12 protein-coding genes and 1 pseudogene are annotated in these 13,093 nt (G+C 57.8%); 7 read left to right on the top strand and 6 right to left on the bottom strand.

The annotated features are described in order from the left end of the window. Positions 1-179 precede the first annotated feature (179 nt). Positions 180-1,658: a transposase gene (locus K2M58_RS11775; RefSeq protein WP_220677697.1), complete on the bottom strand. Its 1,479-nt coding sequence runs from the start codon at positions 1,656-1,658 to the stop codon at positions 180-182. 142 nt (positions 1,659-1,800) lie between these two features. On the opposite strand from K2M58_RS11775, the gene K2M58_RS11770 reads away from it, so the two are divergent. After that, positions 1,801-2,337, top strand: coding sequence for a DUF2848 family protein (locus K2M58_RS11770; RefSeq protein ID WP_220677696.1), 537 nt, complete (start codon positions 1,801-1,803; stop codon positions 2,335-2,337). 25 nt (positions 2,338-2,362) lie between these two features. Here the strand turns inward: K2M58_RS11770 and K2M58_RS11765 are convergent, their stop codons facing one another. Next, on the bottom strand, positions 2,363-3,643 hold the full coding sequence (locus tag K2M58_RS11765) for a transposase (protein ID WP_252393479.1): 1,281 nt from the start codon (positions 3,641-3,643) through the stop codon (positions 2,363-2,365). A gap of 54 nt (positions 3,644-3,697) precedes the next feature. Between K2M58_RS11765 and istA the strand changes: the two genes are divergently transcribed. The 6 genes and pseudogenes from istA to K2M58_RS11735 all read left to right on the top strand — a co-directional run bounded on the left by istA (position 3,698) and on the right by K2M58_RS11735 (position 8,656). Next, positions 3,698-4,975, top strand: coding sequence for an IS21 family transposase (gene istA, locus K2M58_RS11760; RefSeq protein WP_252393391.1), 1,278 nt, complete (start codon positions 3,698-3,700; stop codon positions 4,973-4,975). Continuing rightward, the gene (gene istB / locus K2M58_RS11755) at positions 4,972-5,757 is read left to right on the top strand and encodes an IS21-like element helper ATPase IstB (protein WP_220676869.1); all 786 of its coding nucleotides are present in this window, start codon (positions 4,972-4,974) and stop codon (positions 5,755-5,757) included. The genes istA and istB overlap by 4 nt, the downstream gene beginning before the upstream one ends. Before the next feature lie 435 nt (positions 5,758-6,192). Beyond that, positions 6,193-6,480, top strand: a pseudogene (locus tag K2M58_RS13050) (DUF2848 family protein); the annotation flags it as partial. A gap of 40 nt (positions 6,481-6,520) precedes the next feature. Next, positions 6,521-7,069: a nitrilase-related carbon-nitrogen hydrolase gene (locus tag K2M58_RS11745; protein ID WP_220677694.1), complete on the top strand. Its 549-nt coding sequence runs from the start codon at positions 6,521-6,523 to the stop codon at positions 7,067-7,069. Positions 7,070-7,079: 10 nt separating this feature from the next. Beyond that, the gene (locus K2M58_RS11740) at positions 7,080-7,334 is read left to right on the top strand and encodes a nitrilase-related carbon-nitrogen hydrolase (RefSeq protein ID WP_220677693.1); all 255 of its coding nucleotides are present in this window, start codon (positions 7,080-7,082) and stop codon (positions 7,332-7,334) included. A gap of 35 nt (positions 7,335-7,369) precedes the next feature. Beyond that, positions 7,370-8,656 carry an MFS transporter gene (locus K2M58_RS11735; protein WP_220677692.1) on the top strand — a complete coding sequence of 429 codons (1,287 nt, stop codon included), beginning with the start codon at positions 7,370-7,372 and terminating at the stop codon, positions 8,654-8,656. An 8-nt stretch (positions 8,657-8,664) separates the two neighbouring features. On the opposite strand, the gene K2M58_RS11730 is transcribed toward K2M58_RS11735, so the two are convergent. From K2M58_RS11730 to K2M58_RS11715, 4 genes are all read right to left on the bottom strand, one after another. After that, entirely contained in the window at positions 8,665-9,420 is a 756-nt protein-coding gene (locus K2M58_RS11730) for a GntR family transcriptional regulator (protein ID WP_220677691.1), read from the bottom strand. Between the two features lie 17 nt (positions 9,421-9,437). Next, a complete protein-coding gene (locus tag K2M58_RS11725; RefSeq protein WP_220677690.1) occupies positions 9,438-10,634 on the bottom strand; it encodes an MFS transporter in 1,197 nt (398 codons plus the stop codon). Between the two features lie 49 nt (positions 10,635-10,683). Further along, positions 10,684-11,895 (bottom strand): CaiB/BaiF CoA transferase family protein, encoded by a 1,212-nt coding sequence (locus K2M58_RS11720; protein ID WP_354667518.1) that lies wholly within the window; start codon positions 11,893-11,895, stop codon positions 10,684-10,686. 80 nt (positions 11,896-11,975) lie between these two features. Next, complete coding sequence (locus tag K2M58_RS11715; RefSeq protein WP_220677689.1) at positions 11,976-13,082, bottom strand: ABC transporter substrate-binding protein; 1,107 nt, start codon at positions 13,080-13,082, stop codon at positions 11,976-11,978. Positions 13,083-13,093: the final 11 nt, after the last annotated feature.

Genomic DNA, 13,093 nt, shown 5'->3' with positions numbered 1-13,093 from the left:
TTCATCCGATGATGTTTGATCTCCTTTCGGGAAAGTTAAAACGAATTATTTTTAACCGGCCTTTTAATGATACGGCTTTAAAAGCATGGCGAAGGGTGAAAACAGACGAAATAACCCAAGGGAAGTCCCGATTAAATGAGGAGGGATGCATATGGTAATTCATCTAGAAGGCTGGTGAATTAAGTCCACTGGATCGACCATCTTCGCCTGACGAGGTGTGATGTCATAACGAATAGAACCGTCAAAAATGCGGCCGCTCCCCTTGTGAGCCTTTCGTATGCCGGTTTGAGGCACACGAAACTCCCGGTCTGTGGGCGCTTCCGCACATACCGGCTTAATCGTTTGAGATTCTGCACCACGGCCGTCAGGATGGCTTGCTCTTGCATCGCTTCCAAGCCACGGCTTCGAGCACGGCTTAAGCCGTGCTGCTCTTTGCCTTCGGCAAAAAGGCGTTCAATGACAACGCGTCGTTTCCGAATGGCTCGGTAATGCGTTTGACCATTCAGGCGACGCACTTTGTTCCGCACGAGCACCGCCTTGATCTTGCTCCATCTTTGGCGTGCTTTCTCCGGATCCCGAACGGCTCGGCGCCACCCGGGGAGCGCTTCTTTTTGAAGCGATCGCACGGGAATGAGGGGAACGACGTCCATCTTCAAAAGCCGATCGAGCGTTTCCGTATCGGCATATCCACCGTCTCCGGAGACGCTTTGAATGCGAAGAGAGGGGTGCTCACGCCGGATGTGCAGCAGAGCTTCGATGGCGGCCTCTCGTTCCGCAGTGCCCGTGATGATCTTGGCCTGGGTCCGCAAGATGACGGAGGAGCGGGTGTCCACCGTATGATGAATGAGATAACGCAAATGGGCTTCTTGGCCGGAGCTCTTTCGATAAAGGCGGGCATCCGGATCGGTCATGCTCCGGTGGGTCCGGTTGGAAAACCGCTCCCCCCGAAAATCGCCCGGCTTCTTGGGTGGCCTTCCCGACGAAGCCGAAGGGGAGCCGGGGGATGAAAGGTTCGGGCCCGGATCGGGAGGATGGGGGTCAGACGGAGAGGAGTCGTCTTCGTCTCCGCCGTCGGAAAACGAGCGATCTTCTTCCTCCAGCCGGGCCAGATAAGCGTCAAGCGACTCCACGGGGACCGGCGCGATGGGCTTTAAACTGTGGATGGAAGCATTGGCTCGGACAAGCGTACCGTCCACCGCGACATGCACTTCCGGCTGAACGAGCCCTGCGGCGATGCACTGATCCACCACATGGCGCATGGCTTTCTCAAAAATGCCGTGCCTGCGCCAAAGTTTCCGTGTTTTGACCACGGTCGTACGATCCGGAAGCCGCGGACCCCCGGCCTCCGGGTGAAGTACGGACTCAAAATCGAGCCCTAAGAACCACAAATAACCGGCGTGCATGGGGAGCGTTTGAAAGAGTTCCCGCTCAGAGTGATTGAAGAGGTAAGACAGTAAGATGATCCGCATGACGAGTTCCGGATCGACGGCCGGACGTCCGGCGCGTTCCGAATAAAGCGGGGCGACCCACTCATGGATCGCAGAGAAGTCCAGGACGCGATCGATTTGGCGAAGGATGTGATTTTGTGGCACGAGGGCTTCCATATCAATATGCTGAAACAATTTGGGTTGATGGGAAGTCAATCGTCGAGGCCGCATGTTTGAATCTCCTTTTTGGGAAAGGAATGCTTGCTTGCTTTGATGGAATGAATTCGATCCATGAGTCCAGTTTTCCTTCAAAACGATGGGGTTTTTCACCGGCCTTCTAGAAGTGATTAACAAAAACGGGTCAACTGAATCCGTGGCCTTTCAAGTTCAACATCTGGTTCTCGGTGGATTCAGCGGTAGAAATACAAGTGAAGTTATGAATCATATTGAAGAGCTTGAAAAAATAGGCGTTCAAAGGCCACCGCAGGTTCCGATGTTATATCCGGTTTCACGGGATCGGTTGAAAGTCGATGACAAAATACAAGTTCTCGATGACGCGACAAACGGAGAAGTGGAGTATGTGCTTTTCGTCGACAAGGAGATTTTATACGTCACGGTGGGAAGTGATCATACGGACAGAGATCTTGAAAAATACAGCGTTCGGAAGAGCAAGCAGATGTACCCTAACATCATACCTCGAAAAGTATGGCGGTATGAAGACGTTAAAGATCACGAGCTTTTTTCGCTGTGCCTGTATCTCGGTCTGACCTGCATCAGGCCATCTTCAGTTTTGGGGGATTCCACGATTCTTTCTTTAAACAAGATTGGTTTTCATGCATATATTCCCCGTGTTTTTAATAAAAAAGACAATACTCCACCTCCCTTTTTCCAATCCACGGAAAAAAGGTAAACAAATCTATCCTTCTTTTCCTTCACTACGCTACCTGCACAAAACTCCTCAATTTCCCCGACCATCCCTCGCGCAGACGTCCAAGCGCCATCCCCAGCATGACCACCAGCGCAAACCCCACCCGCACGCGCATCTTCTTCAGCCCTCGGATGGTGTGCGTCTCAAAGCCGTACATCGTATCCAGACGGGAAAACACGCGCTCCACCGCCGTGCGTTTGCGGTACTCTCGCACCCATCTCGCGCTCCCGCGCGCAATCGGCGGAAACAAACGCCGATCCACGTCCATCCGAATGCGCCATCCTCTCGCCACGGGGCACCGGGCCACTCCGGCACAGGAGAGGCCGTAGGCCCTGGCCGGACACCGCTTTTTCAGCGTTCCGCGCTTCTCTTCAAAGCCTCCTTCGGCCATGGTCCGCATGGTCCCCGTTTCCGGACACACGCAGAACACGCGGCCTTTGTTGTCATACACCACGTTTGTTTGCCCCTCAAAAAGCCGCGTTGCCTCACCGTCCCGCCAGCTTGCCCGAATGTCGATCACCGGTCGGATGCGGTGTTCGTCCCACAGGCGCATGATAAGTTTTGAGTCGTCATAGCCTTTGTCCGCCACAAGCACTTCGGCACGCGTGAGCACTTCTGGACGTTTTGCTTGCAGCTTGTCCAAAAGGGCATGGGCTGTGGCGACATCGGCTTTTGAGGCGGGGGTCACGGTGTAGACCACCGGCAGTTCATGAGTGCTGTCGACGATGAGATGCAGCTTGTATCCAAACCACCGGAGCTTTGTCGCGTTTCCCTCGCGGTCGTGCACCGTCTTAAACCCATAATCCGCATCTCTGTCTCGCCGCCCGTCGGGTGCGGTGTTTTTCGGCCGGTAGCGCGCGTACGACCGGATGGCTTTGCTGTCTAGGGCCAGGCGCTTGCCGTAGTCGGGAAGGTACGCGGCCACAGCTTGCTGGAGCGCGACAAAGAGGGACTCCAGCTCGGCTTCATGGGCTTCAATCCGTTTCCAGAAGCGACTGAAGGCCGCGGCACTTGGCACATGGTCACCAAAGCCCAAAAGCCAGCGCAACTGTCCGTTTCGGCTCAGTTCGCGTCGCAGGGATTCGACGCTCGGGTGCTGGAACACGACGAGGGCGATATACGCATTCCACATGGCCCGCACGGGATAATCGTCCCGGCCCCTGCCGCGGGCTTTCTCCAGTTTTTGCATGAGCGCTTCGTCCGGGAGATGTTCAAGGACAAGCCTCAGGCGTGTCAACATCGGATGTAAAATCCCCAATAGCAGCGGATAAAGATTCCCCAAAATCACCGGCATGATTTCCTCAAAATCATCGGGATGAATTCCCCACCCCTGTGTCGAACTATGGCACCTGCCATCACTTTTGGGGAGGTGCCGGTGATGAGGGAGAGTGAGAAGATGGAGATCAGGAAGCTGTATGAGGAGGGCGTCAGCATCTCGGAACTGGCCAGAAGATACGGCCATGACCGCAAAACCATCCGCAAGGCTGTGAGTGAGCCGAGGCAGCAGGAGGAGGGGAGGGTGAAGTCGCGCAGCCGTAGGGTGAAAGGCCACAAGCTGGAGCCGTACAAGGCCTATGTGGAGCAGCGCATGCGTATCGGCGTCCTCAATGCGGAGCGAATCTTTCGCGAGATCCGGGAGCAGGGATATACCGGCGGAATTACCGTACTGCGCGAGTTCATGCACCCTCTCCGCCCGGTTGTCTCTGCCAAGGCAACCGTGCGGTTTGAGACGGCTCCGGGGGAACAAGCGCAAATCGACCTGGGCGCATTCCCCTACCTGGATCCGCAGGGCCATCGGCGCAAGGTATGGTGCTTTGCCATGGTCCTCGCCTACTCCCGCATGCTCTACCTGGAGTTTATCAGAGCGGCGGACCAACGGCATATCCTCCAGGCGCTCCGGAACGCGCTGGAGTTCTTCGGCGGGGTTCCAAAGGTCATGCTCAGCGACAACTGCTCCCCGCTGGTCGTGGCCAACGACGGTCATGGACACGTCGACTGGCAGCCGGCGTACATGGACTTCGCCAAGTACTACGGATTCGTGCCCAAGGCCTGTAAGCCCTACCGAAGTCGCACCAAAGGGAAGATTGAACGGCCCATCGGGTATATCCGGTCCAGCTTCTGGCCGGTTTCGTTCGTGGACCATGACGACCTGAACCGGCAAGGTGCCATCTGGCGGGATACGGTGGCTAATGTGCGCATCCACGGCACGACGCGGGAGCAGCCGGTGGTGCGGTTTCAGGCCGAGACGCTTAAGCCCCTGCCTAAGAGCCGGTACACGCTGGCGTACGCCGATATGCGCAAGGTCATGAGCGATTGTCGCATCTCCTGGAACACGAACATGTACACCGTTCCATGGCGGTATGTGGGGCACACCGTGCTGGTCCGGGAGTTTGAGTCAGGCCGCCTGCAGATCGAGTACGGCGGGCAGGTCATTGCCGAACACCGCGTGCTCACAGGCAGGCACCAGGTCTCAACCGACCCTGAGCACTTCAAGGGCATCCCGGCTGGGACGCCTCATCCGGATCGAGGCAAGGTGCCAGGGTTGCAAATCGGGCCGGACGTGGAGCAGCGGGAGCTGTCCGTCTATGAGCAGATCGCGATGGGAGGTCAGGGGCAATGAGTGAGGCGTTGGTTTTGGCCAAGGCCGAGGAGCAGCTGCTGGAGCTGGGATTGAAGCGCGCCGCGGCGGTGCTGCCGGCGTGCGTGGAGTGGGCAGCGGGGCACCAGGCGACCTATGCGGAGTTCCTGCACAGACTGCTGGATGCTGAGCAGGAGGAGCGATACAGCCGTTACATGCACGCCAGACTCCGCATGGCCAACTTCCCGTATCACAAGACCCTTGCAGATTTCGATTTCTCGTTCCAGCCGTCCGTCGATGAGCGACAAATACGCGAACTGGCCGGCTTGACGTTCATCCGGGAGGGCAGCAACGTCATCTTCCTGGGACCGCCGGGGGTGGGCAAGACCCACCTTGCGGTGGCCCTGGGGATGGAGGCGATTCGACAGCGCATGAGCGTCTACTTCGTGACCATGCAGAAGCTGGTCGCTGACTTGCGACGGGCGTACCAAGAGGGACGGCTGGACAAGCGCCTGCGCATCTACACCCAGCCGAAGCTGCTGATCTGCGACGAAGTCGGCTACTTGCCGCTTGACGCCTTGGACGCCGCGAACTTCTTCCGGCTCGTGTCGGAGCGCTACGAGCATGGCTCCCTGATCATCACGTCCAACACCAGCTTCACCAACTGGGGGACACTCTTCGGTGACCAGGTGCTGGCCTCTGCCTTGCTCGACCGGCTCCTGCACCACGCCACCACCATCAACATCCGCGGCAACAGCTACCGGATGAAGGACAAGCTGCGCGCCGGGGTGACCCATGCGCTGAAGGAGGAGGTGACCGCGTAGATCGAACATACGTCTGGGGAATGATGCGCGATGATTTTGGGGAACTGAATCCGCTGTTTGTGGGGAATCGAACGCGATTTTTTTGGGGAGTTTTAATCCGCTATTGACAGGCGTTCGAGATCGCCGAGTCCGGCAATTTCGTTCCACGAAAACAGGGAGCCTTGTGGTATAATGGCCATACAGGTCTACTCCTTTGGGCAGGTTCTCCTCCTTTTGAGTTTACCAAAAGGAGCGGCAACCTGCTTTTTTATGTTCAAATTTTGGGTTCCTCTTTTGTGGGGTAAGTATTGTCAGACAACTTTTTCGACATGGCTCTGAACGACCCAGAAAGCGTTTGCCCCCACCTTTTCGGTGGGGGATTGACCGTTTTGTGAAGGTGAAAGTGAGCCGAATACCAAGGGATTCGGACAGCGAAAAAGGCTCGATCACTGGGATTCTATTAGAATTCGGAGTTTTATTTCGGAGGGTGGAAAAGAAGATCTATATCAAGATGACACTCTCGGCTCCTTGCTGCGTCCGGAAGATTTAATAGAAGAGATCGAAAGGGAATTAAAAATAACCATGGAAGGGCTGGTGGTTTTTTCGGGTACCATTTCATCCCTCGGGGGAGAAATGAGATATGGGGAGGCGTTTAAAATTGTGATGGACGATCCGGTGCTGAGTCGTCGTATAGAGCATCGGTACGTTGTTCAAAAACTCCCCGGGCTTCCGGAAACCAAATGAAGAGAAGATATGAAGAAAGTGAAGAAAGGAAAGAACGCAAATGAACCCTTTCACGGTCGGGCTTGTACAGTTTGGCGTCGATCAGGCCAAGGAACGGAACTTGGAAAAAATAAGAAAACTAATGTCGAGCAAACGAGATGCGGAGCTTATCGTGCTTCCGGAGTATGTCAATTTCAACTTGGAACACCTGTCTCCTGAAGAAGCGTTTCAACTGGCCGATTCTTTGGACGGGGCATTTATGACGTCGCTTCAAGAGATGGCCAAGACCCATAAAGTTTACTTGGTCGGGGCGTTGCTCACGAAAAGCCCGTATCCGCCTAAAGTGTATAACACCGCATTCCTCATTCGGCCGGACGGTCATCTCTTGGCAACCTATAGAAAAATTCATTTATATGATGCCTATCATTACAAGGAGTCCGAATATGTGATGCCCGGAAATGAGAAGCCTCGTGTGATCGATATCGGCAAAACGAAGGTCGTTCTTTCGATCTGCTTTGATCTTCGATTTCCCGAGCTGTATCGAACGGCGGCGCTAGAAGGGGCCGAACTGTTTCTCACCCCCGCGGCGTGGTATTCCGGACCGATGTAAAGAAGAAACTTTGCTAACGCTGGCCAGGGCGAGAGCGATTGAAAATACCTCGTACATGGTCATGGCATCCCAATTCAGCAAAGTTTTTACCGGGCGATCGGCGGTCGTTGACCCTTATGGAACGGTCATGATGGATATGGGAGCGGGTGAAAAGTATGGAGAGATCACCCTCGACCTAAATGTTGTTCGGGAAAGCCGAACGATTATTCCTACTTTGACCCTTCGAAGGCCGGAAGTGTATTTTTCCCGTAATGGTGGGGCATGATCAGATCAACCAATGTTCAACTTGGAGGGATGGTTATGAACGGCGCCAAGGCCTCCTCGCCCCCCTCTCGGCTTTCGCCGGCCATTGCGACGGGCGTGATGACCGGCACGATTCTTGAATGGTATGACCTTTTTTTGTTTGCCATCGGGGGCGCCTATGTCGGAAAGGCTTTTTTCCCCTCCGACGACCCGCTGGCGGCGCTTCTGGCCGTTTATGTGACGTATGCCATCGCCTTTGCCATCCGGCCGATCGGGGCCATTTTGTTCGGCTATATCGGGGATCGGCGCGGGCGAAGAGAAGCGCTGTTCTGGACGCTTTTCCTCGCCGGGATCTCGACATCCTTGATCGGTCTAATCCCTTCGTATGCGCGGTGGGGTGTGTGGGCGCCGATCGCCGTCGTCTTCCTGCGTCTTCTCATGGGCCTTGCGGTCGGCGGAGAATGGGGAGCGGCGACCAGCTACATTTACGATGCGACGAAGCGGAAAGTCGTCGCCCAGATCGTCGTGCAAAGCGGGGTGCCGGGCGGGATCATCTTGGCAGCGGTCGTGCTTTTGGGAATCGAATCCCTCCTCGGAAAAGGCCCCATGGAAGCGTGGGGTTGGCGGATCGCCTTTCTTCTCAGCATCGTTCTCGTCGGCATCGGCCTCATGTTTCGCATTCGATTCCCGGAGGCGTTCGAATACGAAGCGGCCAAAGAAGCGGCCAAAAAAGAAGCGGGTGAACTTCCCGATCCGCTGAAGACGGTGATCGTCCGCCACCCGCTTAAGACGCTCGCGGGCATTTTGCTCACGGGGGCGGTCGGCGCAGGGTTCATTTACAGCTGGACGACGCTTCCCGCAACGGCGATGGCCAAAGGCGTCATCTCCACCGACGCCTACATCAAGATCGTGCTTCTCTACGGCGTGGTCGAACTCATCGGCGTCATCTTGGGCGGGCTTTTGAGCGAAGCGTTCAGCAACCGCACCTTTGTCTATGTGGGACTTTTCGGGCTTACACTAACCGGGCTCTCGGCGGTCATTGCGCTTTCTTCCCCGTGGTTCCTGGTGCTCGCGGTGGCCTTGGGCGGCCTTTCGCACGGGCTGGTGTACACCGCCCAGGCGTCGTACCTGACGGGCCTTTTCCCCACCCTGGCGCGCACGACGGGCATCAGCTTCTCCTATCAAATGGGGAACGGGCTGGTGACGGGAACGACACCGATGATCACGACGTCGCTCGTCAAAGCGTACGGTTTTGCCGCGGGCGGGATTTACGTCGCGCTCCTTCTCGTTCTGGCGGCGGCGGTGGTGACGTCGATCTCCAAAAGGCCTTCAACCGGCGCGTGATGTCGACGTCATAACTTCGAATGTGTTGAATCATGCTCCTCCTCCTGCGTCGGTTGGGATTCGGAAAGGGGCGAGGCGGACATCGCGTTCAAAATTGCGTGCCTGCCGGTATAAAGGTGGGTTCGCATGATCGATTCCGCCATGTCCGGATCGCGGGCTACAAACGCTTCGATCAGCATGCGATGTTGCCGGAGAGACGTTTTCAGTCCTTCCTCTCCATAGACTTGTAGCGTGCGGTATACAAAAGGTAAAAACGTATACCGTTCCCACAGCCCTTCCAGAAAAGTATTGGCGCCGGCTCGGGCGATGAGTCGATGAAACTGCACGTTGTTTTCGACCAGGCGGCGAAGACCGTCGTTCCACGGCATCCATCCACGACCGGCCCGGTCCAGAACCTCCTCCGCTTCCGAGAGCAGGCCTTTCAGTACGATCAGATCGGCGTCGGTGATCCGTTGAGCCGCCCGTCGGGCGGCGTAGCCTTCGATCAGCAAGCGAAGATCGTAGATATCGTATATCTCTTTTTTGTCATACTTCCTAACCACTCCGCCTCTGTTTCGCTGCAAAATGATTAATCCGTCTGCTTCCAGGAGCGTCAGCGCTTCTCGGATCGGGGTACGGCTGACGCCATAGCGGGCCGCAAGCTTTTCTTCGATCAGCCGTGCTCCCGGCGGAAGGCGCCCTTCGACGATTTCTTGCCGAAGTTCCGTATAGATAAACTGTGCCTTGTCGCCAGATTTGAGGCGAACCGCTTGTTCCCGTTTCATGAACCGCTCCCGAGACTTTAAAGTGATACGGTATTTTGAGACTTTCTAGCGAATATGAGCCAGGCCCCCGCAATCAGCGCCAGCATGGCCAAAAATCCCCACGCCCATCGGTATCCACCCGTTCGGTCGAGGATCCATCCGAAGACCGGAGGAATCAGGACGACCCCGAGTGAGCCGATGCTCAAGCTGAGGCCGCTGGCCAGTCCGGCCAGCGATTTCGGTGCGCTTTCCGCCGCTTGTACCATCCACAGACCGTTAAACCCGACCACGGTGAGCCCGAGCCATCCGACGATGAACGCGGTAAGGTAAAACGACGTTTTGGCGGGAAGCAGGGCCAGCGCCCCGTTCAACGCGAACGTTGAGACGGCGATGATCATGAGTCCTCGCCATCGATCACCCCGAAACGCTCGATCGCTGATGAAGCCCCAGGCGACCCTTCCAACCGAGCCGCCGACTTCGGAGAGAAATAGCAGCAGGCCGGCGGCGTAAGGCGGATACCCCATGTGCTCTTGGCCATAAAAGACCACATAGGCCGTTAGGCTCATCTGCGCTCCGGTTAAAAATAGGGCGGCCAAACTGATGCCCCAAAGGGGACGGGAGCGAAAAAGGGAGAGGGTGGCCGACCAGGAAAAGGAGGGGTCAGAAGCGCGATCGAAAGGAAGACCGTGCTGACCTTTCTCTGGATCTCGGTAATGCCAGGTGGCGATGAGACCGGTGACCAGCACCGTTAAAGCCGCGACCAGAAACGCCGCCCGCCAGCCGGCATGAAGCGCCAGTGGGAACAAAACGATGACGGCCAGAGCCGATCCGGCCGTGACGCCCATCTGCTTCAGGCCCATGGCCGTTCCCCGCCGCTCTAGGGGGAACCAGTAAAGAATGCCCCGGTTGGACGTCGGGTGCATGGCGCCGTATCCCAGCCCGCCGATCGCCGTCAGGGTGACGATCCAGGCATAGCGATTCGTGAAGGAGGCGAGGGCAAAACTCAATCCCAGAAGCAGCGTGAGCGCGACGAGCATCCGCCGGGAGCCGAGGCGATCGGCAAGGTATCCGCTGGGAAGGCTGGTCAGCGACTGCCCCAGGAAAACCGCCGCCGTCAGCGTGCCGACCTGCGCTTTGGTCAGGTTCAGATCTTCGGCGATCCTCGGGCCGAGCGGAGCCAGGCTGCGGCCGACAAAGGCGACCGCAATCTGGGTCACAAAGAGCCATCCCAGCATGCGCCATGGCAATCGGTGATCGTCTTTCTCTGCCGTGTTCCCCATATTTCTAGATAACGCCTTCTTCCTTTAACCTTCGCTGCTCTTCCGGCGAATACCCGAGGCGGGTGAGCACTTCCGCCGTATGGGCGCCCAGTTTCGGCCCGAGCCACCTCGTCTCTCCGGGGGTCAGGCTGAGCTTGGGCACGATGCCGGGGATCATCAGCTTCCGGCCGTCGTCCAGCGTCGCTTCTTCCAGCATTCCGCGGGCCTGATAGTGAGGATCCTGGGCGATGTCGGCGATGCTGTAGATTTTTCCTGCCGGTACTTCCGCCTCCTCCAGAACTTCCAGCACTTCGTCCAGATCGCGCGCTTCCGTCCAGGCGGCGATGGCCGCGTCGATTTCTTCGGCCCGTGGCACGCGGCCGCTGTTGGTCGAAAGCGCCGGGTCGTCAGCCAGGTCGTCCCGGCCGATGGCGCGCATGAGGCGCTTGAAGATGCTGTCGGCGTTACCGCCGATGACGACATACTGCCCGTCCCGGGTCCGGTACGTGTTCGAGGGGGTGATCCCGGGCAGAACGCTGCCCGTGCGCTCTCGCACGTGACCGAAGAGGGAATACTCCGGCAGCATGCTTTCCATCAGGCTGAACACCGCTTCATACAGGGCGACGTCCACGTACTGGCCTTTTCCTTTGTTGACGCGCAGATGATAAAGGGCCATCAGGGCGCCGATGACGCCGTAGAGGGCCGCGATGGAATCGCCGATGCTGATGCCGACCCGAACCGGCGGGCGGTCGGGGTAGCCGGTGATGTACCGGAGCCCGCCCATCGCCTCCCCGATCGAGCCGAACCCCGGACGGTTCCGGTACGGGCCGGTCTGGCCGTATCCGGAGACGCGGACCATGATCAGGTTGGGGTTGATCGCCGAAAGCGTCTCCCATCCGAGATTCCACTTTTCCAGCGTGCCGGGCCGGAAGTTTTCGATGACGATGTCTGTTTCCTTCACCAGGCGGCGGACGATCTCCTGACCTTTTTCGGATTTCAGATCGACCGTCACCGATTTCTTGTTTCGCGCCTGAACGTACCACCACAAGGAGGTGCCGTTGTAGAGAAGCCGCCAGGTGCGAAGAGGATCCCCGCCGTACGGCGCTTCGATTTTGATCACTTCGGCGCCGAATTCGGCCAGGATGCGCGAGGCGAACGGCCCGGCGATGAGCGTCCCCAGCTCCAGCACCCGCACGCCTTCGAGAGGCGGATGGGCCTTCATTACGCGTTCCGTCAAGCCGGCCCCTCCTTTCGGGCGGTTCGCTTCCTTGTGGACGCGTCGCTCACGCGGTCGCGTCGTTCACGCGACCGCGCTCTTCATTTTGAAAGAAATTCATTGGTGTACGTCTGCTGGACGTCCACGTCGGCCTTCCGGACGTCTTCGATCGACACGGAAAGCACTTTTTTCACGGCCTCCGCGCCGCTTTGGTGCATGAAGCCGTCCGGCGAAAACATCGGACGCGTATGCGACAGCGCTTCGATATACGTCTCCCGGTCGTCGCCGTAGAACTCCGGCGGCATCCGCTCGGCAATCGCCTGTGCGTCGTGTTCCTGCATCCACCTGAGCGTCTTCTGGATGGCGCGGGCCAGGCGTTTGGCCGCTTCGGGGTTCGCCTCGATCCATTCCGCTTTGCTGTAGAGGACGGACGCCGGATAGGAATCCGTGCCGAAGAGCTTCTGCACGCCTTCCGGGGTGCTCGTATCGGCCAGGATCGTAAGCTCGGGGTATCGCTTTTTGAGGACCGTGTACGCCGGATCGAGCAGCACCGCGGCGTCCACCTGGCCTTTTTCCATCGCCGCGATCGCCGAAGCGGAGAGGCCGATCCCCGTGACGCTGATGTCCGTCTGCGGATTCATGCCTTCTTTGCTCAAAAGATAATTGATGAACAGATGCGTGGACGATCCGGGGGCGCTGACGCCGACGACGGCCCCTTTCAGATCGGCGAGGGTCTTGATGTCCTTTTTCGTGTTCGGGGAGACGACGAGGATCATCCCCGGATACTGCAGCATGGTGACGAAGGCCTTTAACTTCTGTCCCTGAGCCGCCAGCTGGATCGTGTGGTCGTAGAAGCCGGAGACGACGTCGACGCTGCCGCCGAGGAGCGCCTCCAGCGCTTTGGAGCCGCCCTGAAAGTCCTGAATGGTCACATCGAGCCCTTCTTCGGCGTAGTAACCGAGCCGTTCGGCCAGCGTCGTCGGCAGGTAGACGAGGGTCGCCTGTCCTCCGACGCCGATCGTCACCGGGATGCGCCGGGCGTCCGCTACGCTTTGATTTTGTTCTCCCCGATCGGCGGCGGACGGCGTTCCGGACGCTCCTTGGGGCCCGGAATCCGGTCGACCGCAGGCAGAAAGAAGGACGAGACCGAGAATCAGAACCCAGATCCGGCTTTTCCGCCCGTGAAGCGAAGCATGATGGGAACGCATCTTAACTTCCC

This window comes from Hydrogenibacillus sp. N12 (assembly GCF_019645935.1).
GTDB lineage: Bacteria > Bacillota > Bacilli > Thermicanales > DSM-22653 > Hydrogenibacillus > Hydrogenibacillus schlegelii.
This window is presented reverse-complemented; position numbering and strand designations above follow the sequence as displayed.

Excerpts from the sequence above, each read along its gene's own strand:
- K2M58_RS11745 (WP_220677694.1), top strand. The coding sequence starts at position 6,521 with ATGAACCCTTTCACGGTCGGGCTTGTACAGTTTGGCGTCGATCAGGCC.
- K2M58_RS11775 (WP_220677697.1), bottom strand. The coding sequence starts at position 1,658 with ATGCGGCCTCGACGATTGACTTCCCATCAACCCAAATTGTTTCAGCAT.
- K2M58_RS11735 (WP_220677692.1), top strand. The coding sequence starts at position 7,370 with ATGAACGGCGCCAAGGCCTCCTCGCCCCCCTCTCGGCTTTCGCCGGCC.
- K2M58_RS11715 (WP_220677689.1), bottom strand. The coding sequence starts at position 13,082 with ATGCGTTCCCATCATGCTTCGCTTCACGGGCGGAAAAGCCGGATCTGG.
- K2M58_RS11725 (WP_220677690.1), bottom strand. The coding sequence starts at position 10,634 with ATGCTGGGATGGCTCTTTGTGACCCAGATTGCGGTCGCCTTTGTCGGC.
- K2M58_RS11730 (WP_220677691.1), bottom strand. The coding sequence starts at position 9,420 with ATGAAACGGGAACAAGCGGTTCGCCTCAAATCTGGCGACAAGGCACAG.
- istA (WP_252393391.1), top strand. The coding sequence starts at position 3,698 with ATGGCACCTGCCATCACTTTTGGGGAGGTGCCGGTGATGAGGGAGAGT.
- istB (WP_220676869.1), top strand. The coding sequence starts at position 4,972 with ATGAGTGAGGCGTTGGTTTTGGCCAAGGCCGAGGAGCAGCTGCTGGAG.